This window comes from Micromonospora sp. WMMD737 (assembly GCF_049179055.1).
Taxonomy (GTDB): domain Bacteria; phylum Actinomycetota; class Actinomycetes; order Mycobacteriales; family Micromonosporaceae; genus Micromonospora; species Micromonospora reichwaldensis.
On sequence record NZ_JBMHMH010000001.1, the window covers coordinates 4,706,327 to 4,725,201 of the forward strand.

At 66.3% G+C, this 18,875-nt stretch carries 17 protein-coding genes and 2 pseudogenes; 5 read left to right on the forward strand and 14 right to left on the reverse strand.

From position 1 onward, the window contains the following. Positions 1-216: 216 nt before the first annotated feature. The 3 genes from ACN27A_RS20605 to ACN27A_RS20615 are packed head-to-tail and all read right to left on the reverse strand — an operon-like array spanning position 217 to position 2,877. On the reverse strand, positions 217-1,662 hold the full coding sequence (locus ACN27A_RS20605) for a hypothetical protein (RefSeq protein ID WP_421455910.1): 1,446 nt from the start codon (positions 1,660-1,662) through the stop codon (positions 217-219). Continuing rightward, a complete protein-coding gene (locus tag ACN27A_RS20610; protein WP_421455913.1) occupies positions 1,659-2,420 on the reverse strand; it encodes a hypothetical protein in 762 nt (253 codons plus the stop codon). Before ACN27A_RS20610 ends, ACN27A_RS20605 begins: the two co-directional genes overlap by 4 nt. A gap of 52 nt (positions 2,421-2,472) precedes the next feature. Further along, on the reverse strand, positions 2,473-2,877 hold the full coding sequence (locus ACN27A_RS20615) for a hypothetical protein (RefSeq protein ID WP_421455915.1): 405 nt from the start codon (positions 2,875-2,877) through the stop codon (positions 2,473-2,475). 536 nt (positions 2,878-3,413) lie between these two features. Here ACN27A_RS20615 and ACN27A_RS20620 point away from each other — a divergent pair. Next, a complete protein-coding gene (locus ACN27A_RS20620) occupies positions 3,414-3,890 on the forward strand; it encodes a hypothetical protein (RefSeq protein ID WP_421455918.1) in 477 nt (158 codons plus the stop codon). A gap of 9 nt (positions 3,891-3,899) precedes the next feature. Then, a complete protein-coding gene (locus ACN27A_RS20625) occupies positions 3,900-4,625 on the forward strand; it encodes a site-specific integrase (protein WP_421455920.1) in 726 nt (241 codons plus the stop codon). On the opposite strand, the pseudogene ACN27A_RS20630 reads toward ACN27A_RS20625, so the two are convergent. From ACN27A_RS20630 to ACN27A_RS20650, 5 genes and pseudogenes are all read right to left on the reverse strand, one after another. Continuing rightward, positions 4,612-4,677 (reverse strand): annotated as a pseudogene (locus tag ACN27A_RS20630) (hypothetical protein); the annotation flags it as partial. The gene ACN27A_RS20625 and the pseudogene ACN27A_RS20630 sit on opposite strands and share 14 nt — an antisense overlap. Before the next feature lie 78 nt (positions 4,678-4,755). Next, positions 4,756-5,214: pseudogene (locus ACN27A_RS20635) on the reverse strand (leucine zipper domain-containing protein); the annotation flags it as partial. A 59-nt stretch (positions 5,215-5,273) separates the two neighbouring features. Beyond that, on the reverse strand, positions 5,274-5,597 hold the full coding sequence (locus ACN27A_RS20640) for a DUF2326 domain-containing protein (RefSeq protein WP_421455923.1): 324 nt from the start codon (positions 5,595-5,597) through the stop codon (positions 5,274-5,276). Next, positions 5,518-6,837, reverse strand: coding sequence for a methylaspartate mutase (locus ACN27A_RS20645; RefSeq protein WP_421458543.1), 1,320 nt, complete (start codon positions 6,835-6,837; stop codon positions 5,518-5,520). The genes ACN27A_RS20640 and ACN27A_RS20645 overlap by 80 nt, the downstream gene beginning before the upstream one ends. 7 nt (positions 6,838-6,844) lie before the next feature. Next, a complete protein-coding gene (locus ACN27A_RS20650) occupies positions 6,845-7,267 on the reverse strand; it encodes a cobalamin B12-binding domain-containing protein (RefSeq protein ID WP_421458544.1) in 423 nt (140 codons plus the stop codon). A 932-nt stretch (positions 7,268-8,199) separates the two neighbouring features. On the opposite strand from ACN27A_RS20650, the gene ACN27A_RS20655 reads away from it, so the two are divergent. The 3 genes from ACN27A_RS20655 (at position 8,200) to ACN27A_RS20665 (ending at position 12,602) form a co-directional block, all read left to right on the forward strand. Beyond that, positions 8,200-9,414: an ATP-grasp domain-containing protein gene (locus ACN27A_RS20655; protein ID WP_421455926.1), complete on the forward strand. Its 1,215-nt coding sequence runs from the start codon at positions 8,200-8,202 to the stop codon at positions 9,412-9,414. A 289-nt stretch (positions 9,415-9,703) separates the two neighbouring features. Continuing rightward, complete coding sequence (locus ACN27A_RS20660) at positions 9,704-11,686, forward strand: GTP-binding protein (protein ID WP_421455928.1); 1,983 nt, start codon at positions 9,704-9,706, stop codon at positions 11,684-11,686. 88 nt (positions 11,687-11,774) lie between these two features. Continuing rightward, positions 11,775-12,602, forward strand: coding sequence for a JmjC domain-containing protein (locus ACN27A_RS20665; protein ID WP_421455930.1), 828 nt, complete (start codon positions 11,775-11,777; stop codon positions 12,600-12,602). A gap of 228 nt (positions 12,603-12,830) precedes the next feature. On the opposite strand, the gene ACN27A_RS20670 is transcribed toward ACN27A_RS20665, so the two are convergent. The 6 genes from ACN27A_RS20670 to ACN27A_RS20695 are packed head-to-tail and all read right to left on the reverse strand — an operon-like array spanning position 12,831 to position 18,858. Further along, entirely contained in the window at positions 12,831-14,090 is a 1,260-nt protein-coding gene (locus ACN27A_RS20670; protein ID WP_421455933.1) for an ATP-grasp domain-containing protein, read from the reverse strand. A gap of 18 nt (positions 14,091-14,108) precedes the next feature. After that, positions 14,109-15,488 (reverse strand): MFS transporter, encoded by a 1,380-nt coding sequence (locus tag ACN27A_RS20675; RefSeq protein WP_421455936.1) that lies wholly within the window; start codon positions 15,486-15,488, stop codon positions 14,109-14,111. Between the two features lie 6 nt (positions 15,489-15,494). Next, positions 15,495-16,433 carry an aspartyl/asparaginyl beta-hydroxylase domain-containing protein gene (locus ACN27A_RS20680; RefSeq protein ID WP_421455939.1) on the reverse strand — a complete coding sequence of 313 codons (939 nt, stop codon included), beginning with the start codon at positions 16,431-16,433 and terminating at the stop codon, positions 15,495-15,497. A gap of 23 nt (positions 16,434-16,456) precedes the next feature. Continuing rightward, positions 16,457-17,512, reverse strand: a complete 1,056-nt coding sequence (locus ACN27A_RS20685; protein ID WP_421455942.1) for an aldo/keto reductase — start codon at positions 17,510-17,512, stop codon at positions 16,457-16,459. Next, positions 17,509-18,264, reverse strand: a complete 756-nt coding sequence (locus ACN27A_RS20690) for an SDR family NAD(P)-dependent oxidoreductase (protein WP_421455944.1) — start codon at positions 18,262-18,264, stop codon at positions 17,509-17,511. Before ACN27A_RS20690 ends, ACN27A_RS20685 begins: the two co-directional genes overlap by 4 nt. Further along, positions 18,265-18,858, reverse strand: a complete 594-nt coding sequence (locus tag ACN27A_RS20695; RefSeq protein WP_421455947.1) for an O-methyltransferase — start codon at positions 18,856-18,858, stop codon at positions 18,265-18,267. It lies immediately after the preceding gene. Positions 18,859-18,875 lie beyond the last annotated feature (17 nt).

An 18,875-nucleotide genomic window follows, 5' to 3' on the forward strand; every position in this document is an offset into this window, starting at 1 on the left:
ACCCTCCTAACGGTTAACGGTCGCGCGGGACACGCCGAGTCGCTCCACCAACGCCGTTTGGTCGAACTCGAGGTTGCCCTGATAGCCGGGAAAACCTGTGGGCGATCGAGTAATACGTGATCGCCGACAGACCTCCGGCACCGCTCTGCAGATGTTATGCTGCCATCTATGCAATATCGCACAAAATCTTACCAAGGGGGACGCACCAAGCCGTCCTCAACCTCGCCGAAACCAACGACGCCGGCCAACTTCTGGCCCGCCATGCCCCGCAGCCAGCATCGGCTGCGCGTCACCGGTCAGAGGCTGAGTCAGCTCCTCCGTTGCAGGACCGAACAACAGTCTATGAATGTCCTCGGCGCCCTCCTCACGCCACGCATCGAAGAGATCTAGCGTCGTTATCACCGGTTCGGCCTGAGCGGCCAGGAACTCCGGGCGGCCGTATGGCCGCCGACTCCGTTCCTGCGGGGCGATTCGGATCTGGTAACTCAGGATCAGCGCGCCGCCCACCACTGGAGTAACACCTGGTAGCTTCTCCCACTCTCGAAGGTGACGAACGAGATCCTGGTAGGCACGCTCCGGAGCGCTGCCACTGAATCCCTTCACCTCGACCAGCCGCGCGCGCCCGGCGTAGGTGCAGAGCAGATCAGCATTCATGGTGCCGCCGAGCTCTTCGTCGAGATCGACGACATCGACCCCGGTCGACTCCAGTACCGCGCGGACGGCATCGACGAGCTGCTTGCCGGTGCCGTAAAGCAGCCCCTCGCGGACCGTCGATGCCCCAGTTTGGGCTTCCTCGAGATCGCGCTCCAGCGCGTGCCGACGAGTGAAGTAGTCCGCCTCAAGTTCGGCCAGCGCCGTTCGCACATCACGTTCACGGCGGGTCATAAGGGTCTGATCGGTCGCGAGCTGACGCCTCGCCCGGCGCATCGCGCCTGGGACGAACTCCGGCAGCGCCTGCTCGCGCAACCACTGCAGGAGAAGTGGCCACGGCGTCTCAACGGGCACGACGTAACGCCGCTCGACACCATCAGGCGAGATCCATGCCGCCACGACCGGCTCACCGAGTTCGGTCTCCAAGATCGGCACCAGAGCGCCTTCGGCGGGATGCCGGACTCGCCCGTTGTACGACTCAAGCCCGCTGAGCGACAGACTGCGCCACCGAGGTGCCGGGTTGCAGTTCAACATCCGTAGTGCGAGCTGGCGGTCGGCGTCACCGAGATCCTCGGCAGCCCGCACCCGCGCACCCTTGCCGATCGGCCGACTGCTGACGCTCGTGTAGCTCTGGCCGATAGAGACTGAGTCATCATGTTGGAAGAGGGCACCGCGCGGCTTTTGTTCGAGGTCACCGATCGGGCTGATCACCAGGGCGGTTTCTCCCCGGCTCTCGGCCCCCTGCCGGAAGCGGTTGAACTCGTCGGCGCCCTGCCCGGAGTAGACGCTCGGCTGCAAGGCCACCGCACAGTCGGCGGTGTCGAACCCCACCCATCGGGGTTCAAAGCCAAGGACCAACCAATCAAGAGTCGCACTGGCAATCGTTGGGCGACGCTGCTCCTGCAGCCACGGTGCTGCTTCCTCACTGAACTGGCGCTGCCTGGCCTCAATGTCGTCCCAGTGGTCGAGTGGCTCAGACCCGACGTGGACCGGGATCGGAAGCTGTGTCATGCCTCAGCTCCGGCAGACGGAACAGCGAAGTGGTCGGCGAGCTGCTGCATCTTGCGCAGGTATATCGGGGCGATCGTCAGGTGGACCCGCGCCGTGCCCTCGTCTATCTGCCGCCCGGTCGGATGACCCACCTCGTTGCGGGTCAAGCGAATCAGGTCAGCGATGGCGTCGAGTGTGAGAGCGTCAGCGGACCCGACCGGCAGATCCTGCCGAACCGGCTCGATACGCTTTCGGAACTCCGTCCAGAGCGCAAAGTAGTTGCTGCGTGGCTTAGCGAGTTCCTTGGCCATGGCCGGTGCGCCAGCCGTGGAGGAGGCGGCGTAGGACTGGGCCATGACCAGGAAGGCGCACTCGGCGGCGACGCCGAGCATGACGGAAGCGGCGAGGTAGCACCGCCCGTTGAAGGACAGCAGTGCCTCAGTGAGGTAGAGCTCGATGAGGTCGTCGAGGTCCGGGATCTCGCGGCGGATCCGATCCAGGTAGCCATCCGGATCACGAGGCTCCCAGCTGCCGCCGTTGGCGACTCGCTGCCCATCAGCCGAGAGGTGCCACTGCCAGTTGTCAGTGCCTGAGCCCTGGCCGGCGGTGTCTAGGTAGACCAGGCCGTCGCCGACGAGACCCCACAGCGCTTCCCAGACCTCCGCCTCGGAGCAGCCGGTTTCCTGATGGATGGTGCCCACGAGGTACGGGCGACCGAATCGCGAGGCACCTCCGCTGCCGAGGCGCTGGAGAACAGCACGCCGAACATCCGCAGTCATGGAGTCATTCGATCACCACAGGCTGACAAATGCGAGTGCACCGACCCGATGGTCACTTCTTGAAGCGTCGAAGGAAGTCCGTAGCCAACTCCTGCCAGCCTTCGGCCGGGACGCCACCATCGATCCACTCCGCCGCTTGGTCGACGTCGACCTCCCCGTCCGACCAGACGTTTCGCGGGTAGATGGCAATGTCGCGTCCGCTGGTGTCCCAATAGAAGCTGAAGGTGTGCTTGCGCTCGTCGGCACGAGTCATCACCCGGACGCCGTCGCTGCCGTGGCGGATGTCGGTGTCGACCTGGGAGAAGCGGTGCCGGTACTGCCACGACCGCCAAGCGCCCTCGAAGGACAGGTCGATGGCGACCTTGTCCCACGACAGCGTGAAGCGGTCGCACATGATCAGGCCGAGGGCCATGCCTTCGGAGACAGCGTTGCGCTGACGCGACGGGGTGATCGTCATAGCCGGAACGCTACAGCAGCAACTGCGCGAGAGGAATATCGTCCGTCGGGGCATGGGGGCGACCTCGTGCGCAATTCACGCATCACCGGCCGAAGCCATTACAAATGATATGCAAGCCTTGATCCCTCGATCCTGAATACACCTCTAGCCAGGGCATTCCAATACGAAATCCATTCATCACATTACTCGAACAATCCCCAAGTCAGCTCTGCGACCAGTGGCGCCCAGAGCGCTGGGATGGAAGAGGCCGCACGGTCGCAGAATTGGATCGAACGACCTACCACCTCTTCGGGACGAGCCGATTTGCCGACTCTCTCGGCAAGTAGGTGGGTCCATGTTCCGTTAGCAGCAGAGTCCCGGGACCTGACGTTCTCCCGGCAGAGGAATTTTCATTACCGAGACTATTCGGCGCGCGCCTCCGGAGTTGCCCAAAATGAAATATGCATCCAATCGCCTCTGCCAGGATCGGTACAGCATCAAGCCGAAGGGATGAATGAATGATGGACCACGGCGGAATATTCAAGCGGTGCGGTTGCGTGAACTCGACGACCACCCGCCGACTAGGAAACGCCTGCATTAAACTGTCGCAGCCCGATCACGGCAGCTGGTACTTCCAGTGCTCAACCAGGAATCTGTTGGGTCAAGTCGAACGCATACGCAAAGGTGGGTACCCCTCCGAGAAGGCAGCCCGTCGGGCACGCGATGAGCTATTGGCACTGTCGCGAGAGGAACAGGCCGGCCAGTCATGGACCGTCGCGCGATGGCTGCGGTATTGGCTGACGACAAAGGCGCGGATTCGACCCACCACGAAGATGCACTACACACGTGATATCGAAAACTTTCTGATTCCCCATATCGGACACCTGATCCTCGGTGACTTGACAGCCCGTCAACTCAACACCGCCTTCGCGCAGATCGCTGTCACCCACAACCGCTCCGGTCAGCCGCAGACGGCCTGCACTTTGCAGCACATTCACACCACCCTGCGGGCAGCCCTCACCGGCGCGATTTGAGACGGGCTGATGAATGACAACCCCGCGCGGCGGGTGGAGTTGCCCGCCCGGGATCGACCCCAGGCACTGGTGTGGACCGAGGCTCGGGTCTCGGAGTGGAGAGCCACTGGCGAGCGACCTGTGGTCGCCGTGTGGACGCCCGCGCAGCTGGCCAGCTTCCTCGACTACGTCCGCGGCGACAGCCTGTACGCGCTGTGGTGGCTTGTCGCCCTCCGCGGACTGCGACGAGGCGAAGCGGCCGGGCTGCGGTGGGTCGACATCGACCTGCACGACGGACAGCTATCGGTGGTTCGGCAGCGGACCACGGCCGGATACGACGTGCACGAAGGTCCGCCGAAGACGGCGGCCAGCCGCCGCACCGTCGCGCTCGACACGCACACCGTGCAGGTTCTGCGGCAACACCGCGCCCGGCAGCGTGAACGCCGCGGCAGACGTGTCGGCGCGGGCAAGGTGTGCCACGACAGCGGATACGTGTTCATCAGCCCCGACGGGCTACCGCTACACCCCGGCTACCTCACCCAACGCTTCCGTCTCCTGGTCGACCGGGCCGGGCTACCACCAATCCGACTGCACGACCTACGACACGGCGCCGCCACGCTCGCGCACGCTGCAGGCGCGGACATGAAGACCATCCAGGACCAGCTCGGCCACGCGAACATCCGCCTCACCGCCGACATCTACACCCAGGTTCTGCCAACGACGCAGCGCAACGCAGCCGAAGGGCGATCGCCTTGATCGGCATCCCCTCAGCCCGATGAAGACGACGGATCTCCGCCCAGTCCTCCATGCTCAACGCCCCTCCGATCCTCGAAGAGGGGTCCAGATTCACCCGCCGATCCGGGGTCCGATTTCACGCGTCGCCGACACCGCCTCCGTCGGGGATGTTGCCCAGCTTCTTGATGTCGACGTGGACCAGGTCCCCGGGAGCAGCGTGCTCGTAACGGCGCACTGGCCGGCCGGTGGCTCGGTCCAGGTGCGCCAGGCGGGCCACCCCGGCCCGGCGCAGCACCGCATGACACGTCGACGCCGCCAGCCCGAGCCGGCCACCGATCCGCGCCGGCCCCCACCGGCGCTTGGCCCGCAGGTGCAGCACCTTGCGCTCCACCGGCGCCGGTGTCCGCCGAGGTGACCGACGCGGCCGGCTGGACCGGTCGATCATCCCCGCGACACCCTCGATCCGGTACCGGTCGGCCCACCGCTTCGCCGTGGTCGGACTGACCTGCAACCGCTGCGCCGCCCGGCGCAGCGGCCAACCATCGTCCACCACACAGCGGGCCAGACGCAGCCTGCCAGTCTCCGACAACGGGGCATTACGGTGGGGCACGAGGACCTCCTCGGGTCAGGTGCGGCTGTCTGGTAGCTCCACACCTACTCGGGAGGTCCTCACCCTTTCAAGATCCCGAACACGTCACCAACGTCCATGGACAGAACACCTAGGGCTGCGGCGAGTTGGCGGTCATCGACGCCGTCGAACAGGTAGCTGTCGTGCACTAGGAAGTCTGGCGCGCGGCGGGCGCGGTGGGCGAGCACGCTGACGGTGAGGTCGAAGCAGAAGATGACCATGCTGCGGATGCCTGTGCTGTCATCACTGTCGATGTGCGAGTTGATGCGTAGGCTGCAGCTCAGGTCATCGATCGAAGGTGCGTTGGACGTACGAGAGGGCAGCCAGCAGATCGGATGAGGTGAGGTCGTATTCAGCACGGGCATTCCGGTCGATCGGGATCGGCATAGCGCCGACGTCGCTCCACTGCAGGCGCCCGTCCGCGTCAAGGTAGCTGCGACTGCGGCGGGCGTTGTCTGGGTGCAGGCAGAAAGGTACATCCAGGATGCCAAGTTGGAACGCGCGTACGAGAGCACGGCCGAGGTCGTCATCGAGCCCGCATACGGCTTCGATCAGTCTGCGGGCGCAGTCGTAGATGCCAGTCTCGACCTGTGTGCACGCCGTGTCTCCCCAAACCGCTTTTGCTCGGCCGATGCGCGGTTCAATGGCCGCCACTGCCGCCGCGCGTTCGAGCGCATCAACATTCTCTTCGACAGTTGGAATACGGTGCGCTTCTGAGCGGGTCTTGACGATGAGCCGTTCAGAACGCGTACGCACCGCGAGGCGGGCTGCGTTGTCGAGCAACTTGCCGGCCCCCACGGAGGTACGAGGGAACATGCCCATGTAGGTATAGATGACGATGTGCCAATCCACCTGTGGGAGAAGCTCTGCAGCCAGTCGGCGCAGTGCTCGCACTGCCTCGTCGTCCTGATCGCTGTGGGTCTGCTGCGCATAGCTGAGCGAGATGCTCCGCAGGCCATGCTGTCGGAAAAACATTCCCTCCAGTACACTTATCGCCACCAAAAGTTCGGGCGGACACAGTTGGCCGAGCATGCACCCGCCGAATGTCTCCAGATGTGGCCGTGCGTTGTGAACACTGTTGGCTTTCTCTGCCGCCTCGACTAGCATCCGACATGCCCTCGACCAGTTGCGCACGGACTGACGAATCGGGATCCTGCTGTAAGGCAGGCAGTACGACACGGGGCCGCCTTCTGTCGCGGTCAGCCCGCAGCGCAACATGGCGGCCACGATCCTCTGCGGCTCTGCCGAACCGTGACGCACCTGCACCGGAAACGTCTGATCAGACACGCCGTCCAGCACCGCATGGGTGGTGCGTTCGGGATGCACAACGATAGGATAGCCATTCAAGTCACGGTTGGACAGGACGGCCTCCCGAGCTGCGGCCAGATCACCGACGCGCGTGTAGCTGTCAATTGTTATGGTGCCTACGGTGACGCAACGGGCCGCTTTGGTGGCGAGTAGTCCCCGCCTCATGCGCCATGGATCCTGAAAACCCATTCGCGGCTGCACGACCAGTTGACCGGCGTCCCTGGCATCGGCAACGAACGCTCCAAAAGATCCCGCTGCCGATCGATCACTGTCGCGGCCGTCCGGGTTTCGTAGTATCGAAGCCTCAGTCACGTTTCACGCATACGGTATCGAGGAACGCATGAAAGGCGTCCAGCGTCTGGTCATCGTTGAAAACTGCGGTGAATCCCGCCGCCAGCAGTGGGGCGCTGAGCGCGGATCCGGTTGTACCGGCAACGTCCAACTTGCCGCCAATAACGACCGGCACCTCCGTCAGCGTCGGCCTGGCACGCAATGCCTGGATGGCCTCCATCCCGTCGCACAAACCGTGGCCGTTAACCGTGCTGAACACAACCAGATCCGGTCGCACCGCCACAGCTTCGTCGACCAGCAGCGACACCGGCACACAGGGGCCCAGATTCACCACGTCGTGGCCGCGCTCGCGGAGGACTAGTTCCAGATAGACCAGGTTCCACGTGTGTGAGTCTGACTTCACGCCAGACAAGATGGTACGGGGACGTCGATGCACTGCATCGGCAGCCGGGGAACTGGCAATTCGTGCGGAACAATGTTCAGCCAAGACCTGCATTCACCTCCAACTTCCCCGATACACCGACACTGCCCGTCTGGGCGTGAAGCCGGAGAGCCATGCGATCCAAGGCGTCCTGCTCGCAGTAGTGCTCGTGGCCAGGAAACGTCGCTCAACCTTCGCGGAGCAACAGTTGCCGGGGTTGGGCCGGCCGTCGGGGTCGAACGGCGCTGTCCCTGCGCGCAAAGTATCCTCGGCGGCCATCCGTACCTCATCAAGCCGGGGCATGGAACGAGGTCCGCCATGGATGTGACCAGTTCCGTCGGCTCGAACCGCCGCATCCCCGCCATGGCGTTGCTGACTTGCCCGATCCCCTCGCCCTCGGCCACAGCTCTTGTAATTCGCCCGCAGCGACTAGGGCTGCCCCTTCCATCCGTTTGGCGCCCGCTGCTCTGCGGTGGCCGTCGGGGACGAGTTGCGTCATTTGCGATCGTGGCCTGGCCGGTGCAAGGCGGTTACCTTACCGCATCCCGGCACTGTCGCTTTCGACAACTGCAACGGCCTATCCATATCGCAAGAGGACCTAGTCGATTGGTGCCTAAGGCAATTCATAGTGCAGCTCTCCTCGAGAACGCTTGCAGTGTGTCTGGCGCCAACGCTGAGGCGCTCATATGTCGTGCCGCCAACACTCCAGGCACTCTTGACTTTTACACGGGCGCTCCGGGGCGTCAAGTTTGACGGACGTCGTTGACACGCGGGTGTATGCCTGCCAAAGTGAGGTGTCCTGAGCAGAGGGACGGATCTGAAGAGCTGTGGCGTAGGGCCTGTTCGCGGTAAGTCGCTGGGCGTTCGGGTGATCGATTGAGTCGCTCGATGTTAATCTGGGGGGTCGCGGGTATGGTTGCGGTGAGGTACGCCCTCAGGGACTGGGCATGAGTGGCCGCCTGCCACGCGTGGCCGTCGTCTACGACCTCGGCGCGGCAGTCCCCCTCGACATTCTGACGGACCTCAAAGGCATAGCCGAGCCGATTTTCGTGCTTCCCAACACCGCATACGGCCGCAAGGTCGCCGGAATGTTGACCGATATCGCGGACGTATGCGACGCCGACGACGTGGCGGCCCACCGCCCGGACGGCATTACCACATTTAGCGACTTCCAGATGGACACGACCGCGCGGTTGGCCCATGAACTCGGGCTGCCGTTCCACACGCCGCTGGCCGCCGCCACCATCACCCGCAAATTCCTGCAGCGTACGGCGTTGAACAAAAATGGTGTAGGGCACGCCGCCACCGCCCTGATCACGGATCGGCTCTCCGCAGCACAGGCCCTCGAGGAGGTGCCGTTGCCGTGCGTACTCAAACCGAACCGCGGTGTCGGCGGCACGAACACCTACCTTATCGAGTCGGCCGAAGAACTGCGGCATCTTGTCAACGACCTGTTCGGCGGCCGGACCAGCGATCCCGATGATGGGTACGTTCTCGAGACGCGCCTGGTGCCTGCACCCATCGAGGAGCCTTGGGGCGGATACGTCTCCGTGGAGTCGATGGTCAGCGGAGGACGGGTGAAGCATCTCGGAATCACCGGCAAGTTCGCCCTCAGCCCTCCGTTTCGCGAGCGAGGCGGATTCGTCCCGCCACTGCCCAAGAGCGTCGATGAGGAGGCGGTCTACGATCTGACTACTCGGGCGCTCACCGCACTTGGCGCAGGGGATTCCGTATGCCACACCGAGATCATGTTGACCGGGAACGGACCTCAGATCATCGAGGTGAACGGACGCGCGGGCGGCAACATCGTGGACCTGTTCCGGCGAGGTTACGGCATCAGCTTGGTCGACCTGGCTGTACGGCTCTCGTTGGGTCATGAGCCGAAGGTGGCGAGCCAGTCTGCGGAAAAGGTCGTGTTCCATTATTTCGGCCTCGCTCCGGTGGGCGCACGCATTTTCAACCATGCCGCCGGTCTCGACGACGTGCGCAAGATGCCGGAAGTGGAGCGCTTGGACGTCGTCGTGCCCCCTGGATCGCCGCTGGATTGGCGGCGCGGATTCCACGAACGCGTCTACACCTGTCGCGGCAGCGTTGCGGACCATGACGCGTTGGCGGCGTTCCTGCAGCACATGGAGGGTCTACTCGACCCGACGTACCGATGACCCAGTGCGCGACCGGGTTCGGCCAGGATCAACGCGCGGCACATCCTGACCGGACCGCCGCCGCGCTCGGCTGGAACTGGTGAGGTGTCGCCCGCCGGTTTGGGGGTCAGCGTTGCCTTCCCTGGTGTGAAAGCCCCGGTGTCTGACGGCAGGCGCTTTTGGGCACCCCGATGCTAGGGTCGAGCAGATCGCCGTCAGATGCGCGAAAAGGAGTCTGGAATGCGCGGGCAAACCGAAAACCTCAAAGGAACCGTCGCATTGTTCGAGGCGCTAGGGGTCTATACGCGGTATGAATTTTTTGAATGTTGGAATTCTCGCTCATGTTGATGCCGGAAAAACGAGCCTGACCGAACGCCTGCTCTTCAATGCCGGCCTTATCGCCAAGATCGGAAGTGTCGATCGGGGCGACACCCAGACCGATTCTCACGAGCTGGAACGGCGGCGAGGAATCACGATCAAGTCCGCCGTCGTGTCGTTTCGGGTCAACGACGTCCACGTCAACCTCATCGACACGCCGGGCCACTCCGACTTCGTGGCCGAGGTCGAGCGCGCGCTCCGCATGCTGGACGCCGCCGTGCTGGTGATCTCCGCCGTAGAGGGGGTGCAGGCCCGCACCCGCGTGCTCATGCGGTTGCTGGTGCGGATGCGGATCCCGGCACTGATCTTCGTCAACAAAATCGATCGGATGGGGGCCCGGGACGCGGACCTGGTTGACTCGATCCGGGAGCATCTAACGGCGGACTGCGTCGCGGTCTCGACGGTGGCCGCGATCGGCACCCGCGCGGCGCGCAGCCGTCCCCGTGACCTGACGGATCCGGCCTTCGCAGAGGAGTTGGCCGAGGTGCTTGGCGCTCATGATGAGTCGTTCCTCAACGCCTACCTCGACGACGACGTCCAGTTGTCCACGCAGGACTACGCCGGACAGTTGAGTCGCCAGGTGCGGGCCGGCCTGGTGTACCCGGTGCACTTCGGCTCGGCTATCACGGGAGAGGGCATCGATCAGCTGACGGACGCCCTCGGCGCCATGGCTGCGAAGCCGGCGGCTGGGCCGGCCGCCCCACTGAAGGCCACGGTGTTCAAACTGGAGCGGGGCCGGGCCGGGGAGAACATCGCATACGTCCGGACCTTCGCCGGCAGCATCCGCGCTCGGGAACGGGTGCGGATCTTCCGACGCGAGCGGGGCGGCGGCATCCACGAGTTCGGTGGGCGGCTGTCCGCGGTGCGGGTCTTCGATCGGGGCGCCGAGGCGCACGAGGCGGTCGCGCTGCCCGGCGCGATCGCGAAGGTCTCTGGGCTGCCCGAGGCGCGGATCGGGGACCAGCTGGGCAGTGCCGACGGGCTGGCGACGGATCCCCTCTTCGCGCCGCCCAGCATGGAGGCCGTCGTCTCGGCGCGTCACCCCGGGCAGCGCGCCGTGCTGTTCGCTGCCCTCCAGCGACTCTCCGAGCAAGATCCCGTAATCAACGTACGGCGAGACGCGCTGGAGGGGACCCTCTCGGTGGATCTCTACGGAGAAGTGCAGAAGGAGGTCCTCGCGGCCACCCTGGCTGAGGAGTTCGGCATCGAGGTGGAGTTCGCCTCGTCCCAACCGTTGTACGTGGAACGGCTGGTGGGCGGAGGAGAGGCGCTGGAGGAAATCAGTCTCGACGGGCCGAACTTTTTCTGGGCGACGGTGGGCCTGCGGCTAGAGCCGTCCGCACCCGGCTCAGGCACCACGTTCCGATTGGCCGTGGAGCTGGGCAGCCTGCCCCTCGCGTTCCACAAGGCGATTGAGGAGACGGTCCTCCAGACGCTGCGCTACGGACTGTACGGCTGGTCGGTGATCGACTGCGCCATCACACTGACCCGTACGGGTTACGCCAGCCCGATCAGCGCAGCCGGTGACTTCCGCAGCGCCACCCCGCTCGTGGTGGCCGACGCGCTGAAGCGGGCCGGTACCCGCGTGTACGAGCCGGTGCACCGCTTCAGCCTGGAGGTGCCGGAGGACACGGTCAGCGTGCTGCTGGCGACGCTGAACGCGGTGCAGGCGATTCCCGACGAGCACCGGGTTCGGAGCGCGCGGACGGCGGTGCTGGGTGGCGTCATCCCGGCCGGCCGGGTGCACACGTTGGCGCAACGCGTTCCGGAGGTGACCAGAGGGGAGGGGACGCTGTTGATCGAGTTCGACGGGTATCGCCCGCTCGTCGGGCCGGTGCCGGTGCGGCGGCATCCGGGCGCCAGCCCGTACGACCGCGAAAAGTACATGCTCCACGCGCTGGGTCGGGTCTCCTGACCGGGCGATTCCGAATCGATCCATAGATTCGATGACAACGATTCAAGCTATGCGTACAGAGCACGTGACAGCTAGACGGGGAGGCCGAGTGAATTCCGTATCGAATTTTGTGGAGAACACCTACGAACCGGAGAGGTTTTTCGCCGAGTACTGGCGCAGAAAGCCGCTCTTCGTCCGTGGTGGTGCCGAAGGCTTCCTCGGTCGCCGGTGGACAGACGAGGATTTCGACAACGCCCACCGAATCGCTGCGGCCAAGGGCGCGTCGATCAAGGAGCAGGCGGGCGAGGTGACGTTCATTGAGAACGTGTCCGCCTGTGACCCGGACCTGACCCGGCGGGCGGCTGGGTTCAGCAAGCAGTTCGCGTCGCCCCGGGCCTGGTTTGACAGCGTGCGGACCTACTCGTCGAGCGGGATTGGCGCGCACTTCGACCACAGCGACAACTTCGTGCTGCAACAGGGCGGCGTGAAGGAGTGGACCCTGGCCTCGCCCACCAACATCGAGCAGCAGGTCATCGCCCGACGGATGTTGAACCTGCCGGACGTCGGCGGGCACGAACTCCCCGAAGGTGAGGGGGTCCGGTTCGTCGTAGAGCCCGGTGACCTGCTCTACATCCCACTGTTTTGGCTCCACCACGGCATCTCGGAGGCGGCCTCGCTCAGCCTCTCCCTGGTGTGCCCAGCCGTCTCGCTCTATTCGGCGGTGGTGCCCTTCCTCAGCCACGCAATCAAGGAGCGGGAGATCGGGCACGAGCCGATCACCGCGCTGCACGCGTACCTGTCCCCGGATGAGCGGACTGCGGCGGTGGCGGAGATTCGGCAGGCGACCGCAGATCTGCTAACCCGGATCTCCGACGATGACATGGTCGGGCTGGTGCAGTCGCTGCAGTTGAAGCGGCTGCCCGGCGTGAGCGTCTGAGCTGCGACCGGCACCGAATGCCCGCCCCGTCGTGGTGGAGGGGGCGGGCATGGGGTTCGGGTTCTCCGGCCCGTGCCGGGCACCGGAATCCGGGCCGGTTGGGCCGCATTTCGGTGTCCGTTGGGAATTGACTTACCCGGTCGCTCCGCCGCGCCGCAACCATTTGTCAGAGGCTGCGGCAAGGCGTCGACGACGCGCTGGAAATGTGCTTGGGACGGGCGCGAAATATCAGTCGGTGGGCTCGATCGTCAATGCGTCGTGGATTGCGCTGTTTACCCGGTCAATGTTTTCGAACAGCGCGGCGGAGTTCGGCGCCGTGGTCACGTACCGGGCGAGGTTGCTGATTGAGCCGTCGTCGGAGTCGAGCTCGCTGCCGACCGGCTTGTCGAGCATGCCCCAGTCGGCCAGCTTCAGCGCCTCGTCGAGCGCGTCCTGGTCGACTGCGGCCACCCAGTGCCGGCCGGTCGGGGGCTGCGGCCGGACGAAGGCGGCGAATCGCAGCGGCACACCCGGCAGATCCGGCGCCTGACCGCAGGCGACCTGCGCGATGGCCCGCGCGATGTCGTACTCCCGGGAGAACTTCATCAACCCGTACATGCAGCCAGCCAGCCGGCCGTTCACCTCTAGGACCACGGCCCCGTCGGCGGTGAGTATCAGTTCGGTATGCACCGCCCCGGTGGTCAGCCCGAGGGCACGGACCGCCTGTTCCGCCGTGCTCCTGACCCGGTCGAGCTCGCCCGGGTCGAGGGCGCTCGGAGTCAGGTGCCCCTCCTCGCGGAACGGCGGGACGATCGGCGTTTTGTCGGTGACCCCCAGGTGGTGCACGGTCCCCTCGTGCAGGATCGACTCGACGCTGACCTGGTGCCCGAAGCGCGCGTCCGCGTGCCACCGGGAGCCCACGATCTCTTCCTCCACCAGGAAGAGGCGGTCGGCGCCATTCGACCATGGGTTGGCCTGGTAGCGGCGCCCGGCGTCGGCGTACGACCCGGCCAGCCCGGCCGGGTCGGTCACGCGGGCCACGCAGAAGCTACTCACCCCGACCGCGGGCTTGAGGACGACCGGGAAACGGAGGTCCGCACAGGCCGCCAGGTCCTGCTCGCCGGCCACCAGCCGCCAATCCGGCGTCGGCATCCCGGCCGCCGCCAACTGGGCACGTTGGACGTCCTTGCGGCGCACCGCGATCAGCGCGGCCGGCGGGTTCGCCGACACGCCCAGCAGGTTCGCCAGAAGCCCGGCGTGGAAGGCCATCGTTTCGCTGAAGGCCACCACGCCCCGGATCGGCACCCGACTCGCCAGCGCCAGGCCCGCCTCGACGGCCTGGTCTGGCCGGGCGAAGGTCTCCACCGTGCCGAGCGCGCCGAGCTTGTCTCGGCGGGCCGCCCCACCGCTGCGCAGCATGAGCACCCGGACCGCCCCGGTGGGGCCCAGTGCCCGCACGATCTCGTCGGGTTGCGGCCCACCGGGTGAGTCCACGAGAAGCAGGGTCATGACAGCGCTACCTCCTGGTCAGTTCGCGGCCACGGTGGCCGGTTCATGGGCGGGGGCGGATCCGTCCGCCTCGCGCCGGCCGTTGCGTACGGCGATCAGGCCCACCACGCTGGCGACGAGGCCGGTCAGGGCGAGGAATACCCACATCGCGTCCTCCCCTTCCCGTTCGAGCAGGGCCAGTGAGGTCATTGGGCCGACGGCCCAGGCGACGGTCATGGTGGCCCCGTACGCGCCGAGGTAGGCGCCCCGCGCGTGCTCCGGTGCGCGGTCGGTGGCCGCCGCCTGCGTGGCCGGCGCCCACAGCATCTCGCCGGCCACGAAGATCACGATCACCACAGCGATCATGGTGATGCTGTGGTTGACGAGAAGCAGCAGCCACGGCACGCCCATCAGCAGCACGCCGACCGCGATCCGCCAACTGTCGTGCACTCCGGCGGTACGCTTGGTGATGAGTCCCTGGAAGAGCACCACCAGCATTGGATTGATCGCGGACAGGAAACCCCAGGTGGACTGGCCGAGGTCGTACGTGGACACCACCGCGATCGGCAACACCCTTGCGTAGGCCACGTACACCATGAACGACAGCAGGGTAGAGAAGAGCAGTGCCAGGAACGGCACGTCTCGTAGCATCCCGAAGCGCCGTCCGCCGTGGTCCTCCCTGGTCTTCGGCGTCCCGATGCCCCCGGGTAGAACCGCCTGGGCGAACACCGCAGAGCCCAGCCCCAGCACGCCGAGCAGCAAGAAAACCATCGACCAGTTCGCCACCAGCAGAACCAGGCCCACGAGCGCCGGTCCGGTGACCACAGCGAGGTTGTTACAGACCCGCAGCGAGGAGAATGCCTGGGCGCGGCGCTCCGGGCCGACCACGTCGGCGACCACCGCGTTACGGGCCGTCCAGGCCGGCGTGGACACCGTGTTCGCCGCCGCGACCAGCGCGAAACCGAGCATCTTGTGGTCGCCCACGACGGCGCAGGCCATCATCAGCAGGGCCAGCGCGCCGAGGCTGCCGACGAGGACGGGGCGTCGGCCGATCCGGTCGGAGATCCGGCCGCCGACGTTGCCGGACACGATCGACAGTACGGCGTTAAGCATCAGCAGCCAGCCCACCTCACCGGGGGTTGCCCGCAGCTCGACCACTGCCCACACCCCGACGTAGCCGTAAAAGGCAGACGTGGCGAGGGTGGCGAACATGGTGATCCCGAGCAAGGGCCACAGTCCCTCGGTGGCCTCCCTCCCGCCGAGCGCCGCCACCAATGGACGCAGCCACCAAGCCGGCTTAGGCCCGTTCGCCGGCGCATCCGGATCGGCATGAGTCATGGGGTGCCTCACTTCGCTGTCGCAGGACCGCTGATCCGCGCGGTCGGTCACGCCCGGTTGCCGCACCGGGTGGTACGACATCCGGCACTACCAGGAGCAGGGATGGACGGTGGAACAGTCGCCGACCCGGCGGACGATGTCGACCTGGCCCGCGCCCAGCCGGACCGTGGTCTCCTCCGGCATCCGCCCGACCCGGTAGTGACCGTCTCCCACCGCGTGCAGCTTGGCGAGCACTCCGCTGGGCATTCGCAGCGCCCCGCCTTCCGGTCCGACGAGCAGGGTGACGGCCACCGGTTGGTCCAGTTCAGGCGAGTCCGACCGGGTCCAGTCCAGCGCCCGGCGGGCCACCATTAGCGGGTACTCACCGGGTGGGAGAGGCGGCGCCGGCGGCGGCGTGAGCCTACTGCGATTGATCATGATTTGGCCGGTCCGGTGCTCCTCCGGGAACAGCGCCAGCAGTTCGCCGCTCAACAAGCAGTCCAACACGAGGTGCACCCGGTCGTCGGGGCCGCCATTGCGTACGGTGTGCGGGCGACTGAAGTCGCCGTACCACAGGTGGTCCGGCGTCCAGTGTATCTCGTCCTTTCCGAAGACCATCAGCGCGGTGTGCGAGGTGATCAGCGGGACGTGCAACCGGACCTTGCCGTACTGCAGCCCGAAGAAGCTGTCCACATGCGGTTTGACCTGGGCCTCTGGGGCCAGGCGCATGAGCCGGGCGGCCGCCAACTCGCACGGTATCGTGGCGAGCAGGCGGGACAGCCCGGGCAGTCGCTCCAGCAGCGGTGTCGGCCCGTACTCCTCTCCCGGCAGGCCCGGGTCGGTCCGGTCCGGGTCGCCGTTGGGTGCCCGCAGCGGCACGACGGCCCAGTCCAGGGTGGCGCGCGGCCGGATGCGCTGGTCCACGCTCGCGGTCGCCTGCGCCTGCCAGGTCAGGCCCTGGATCGTTGCGAAGTCGTCGAGCAGCGCCAACCGGTCCACCGGGAAGTCCAGCGCACACCACGCCTCAGCGGTATTCAACACGACCATGTGTTCACCTCAATCACGTCTCGTCAGAGGGATGGCGGGGATCCGTGCACCAGCGTCTGCAACTCGTCGGTGTAGAAGGTGTAGGGGTGTTCGACCGGCACCCCACTGGCTGCGTCGAGCGCGGCGAGCACCTCCGGGGCGAGCGTCAGCTCCGCCGCCCGCAGGTTCTCCGCGAGCTGACCGGCGGAGGAGACCCCCAGCAGCACGGTGCTGACCTCCGACCGCGCCAAAACCCAGGCCAGGGCGATCTGCGCCGGTGAGTGCCCGGTCTCGGCGGAGAGGTCGGCGAGCCGATCGAGGACCCGGGCGACGACCGGGCTGAACGGGTCGACGTCACCGGTGGTGAAGGTAGCCGTCACCCGGCCCGCTCCAGAGACCTGCCGGCGCTCCGGGTCGATCCCGTACCGGCCGGTCAGCAGCCCGTTGGCTAGCGGACCCCAGCTGACCAACCCTGTGCCGGTGTGGCGCACGAAGGGCAGGAACTCGCCCTCCAGCGCCCGTACCAGCAGGTTGTAGTTGAGCTGGATCGCGGCCGGGCGGGGCCAGCCGTGCCACTGGGCGAGTACGTCCGCCCGTCCCGCGTACCAGCCCGGGACGTTGCTCAGGCCCAGGTGACGAACCTTGCCGGCGGCGACCAGATCGGCCGCCGCCGCCAACGTCTCCTCGGCCGGTGTGACCCGGTCCCACAGGTGTACGTAGAGCAGGTCGACGTGGTCGAGGCCGAGCCGTCCCAGGGACCGCTCGACCGAGGCCATCATCGCCCGGCGGCTACACCCGCCACTGTTGGGATCTCGCGGGTCCGTGCGGTACCCGAACTTCGTCGACACCAGCACCCGGTCCCGTGCCGACAGCCGGGTGAGCGCCGCGCCAAGCCAGGACTCGCTCTCGCCCTGGTTGTAGACGTTGGCGGTGTCGAAGTAGTTGACCCCCCGGTCCAGCGCCGCGCCGATCAGGCGGTCAGCGTCCGGTCGGGACATCGTCCACCGGTCGCCCCACAGGGAGCCGATGGTCGCCACCCCGAGAGAGAGGCTGGAGACCTTCAGTCCGGTCCCGCCCAACTGGCGGTACCTCATCGTCATATCAGCGATCCGGCGGACCCTCCGTCGAGACGGCAGAGCATGCCGTTCGCGACGGGCCCGAGGCCGGCCAGGTAGCTGACGCTGCGGTGGCACGAGTCGAAGTCGATCAGTTGGTCGATCACCAGATCGGGATTGGACCGACGTAGGAACAAGGCGGTGACCTGCTGCTCGCTCAGGCCCTTTTGCTCGGCGATCCGGCGCAGCTGCGTCGTCTTCTTCGCATCCGCGAGCGGCCCCAGCAGCAGCGTGGCGACACTGGCTTTGCGGGACCGGCAGCGGGTGGCCAGCGCCGTGCTCAACACCCGCAGGGCCGCCTTGCTAGCCGCGTAGAGGCCGGATCCGTCGTCGGCGTGGTAGATCGACTCCGAGTTGATCACGATGCAGGACATGAACTGCTCCGGCGGCTTGCGGTCGAGCAACCCGAGGGCGAGCCGGTACGGGGTCAGGGCGTTGACCCGGAAGACGTTCTCCATCTCAATGAGCGACGGCGTGCCGTCACCCGGGCCGGGGTAGCTCACCGCGTTCTGCACGACCAGGTCCGGCATCTCGCCGAGGTGGTCCAGCAGCTGTTCCACCGCGTCCGGCCGGGCCAGGTCGAGCCGCACGTAGTCGATCCCCTTCGGGGCGGACGACTCGGCGTGTGGCCGCCGGCCCACCCCGGTGACCCGCCAGCCCTCCTCGGCCAGCCGCGCCGCGAGGTGGGCGCCGAGCCCGTCACTCGCCCCCGTGATCAGTGCGTTCTTCGCTGACATTCAGGTCCTCTTCGAGCTGATGAGAAGTCCGTGGCGGGTGCCCACAAAACAAGAGAAAAGCCGCGGACTGCGCCCGACCGCCGCCGCGTAGGCCCGGATGCTTGCGGCCTCCTGGCCGTCCTCCTCCGTGCCGGGATGGTCGGGGCTGAAGTCGCCGCCGGCGAAGGCGTCATCCGCAATGAGCAGCCCTTCCGGCTCCAACAGGGGAAAACAGAGCTTGAGATAGCGCGGGTAGGACTTCTTGTCCGCGTCGATGAAGATCATCCCGACGCTCTCCGGCTGGATCGTGCTCAGGTGATCGGCGGCGTCGCCGACCACCACCTCGACGCGATCGGCCAGTCCGGCCCGGGCCAGGTTAGTCGAGGCCAGTTCGGCCGCCTTCGGGTCGATCTCGATGGTGGTCATCCGGGCGCCCTGGGGCAGACCACGGGCGATGAAGACGGTTGAGTAACCGAACAGCGTGCCGACCTCGACCACCCGCTGCGGGCGGCGCAGCATGGTGAGCAGTTGGAGCACCCGGCCGGCGTTGTCGTCCACCTGGATCGTGGGCATCCGATGGTCGAGCAGCGACGACCGGAGGATGTCGTCCAGCACTGGTTCCCGGGGGCCGA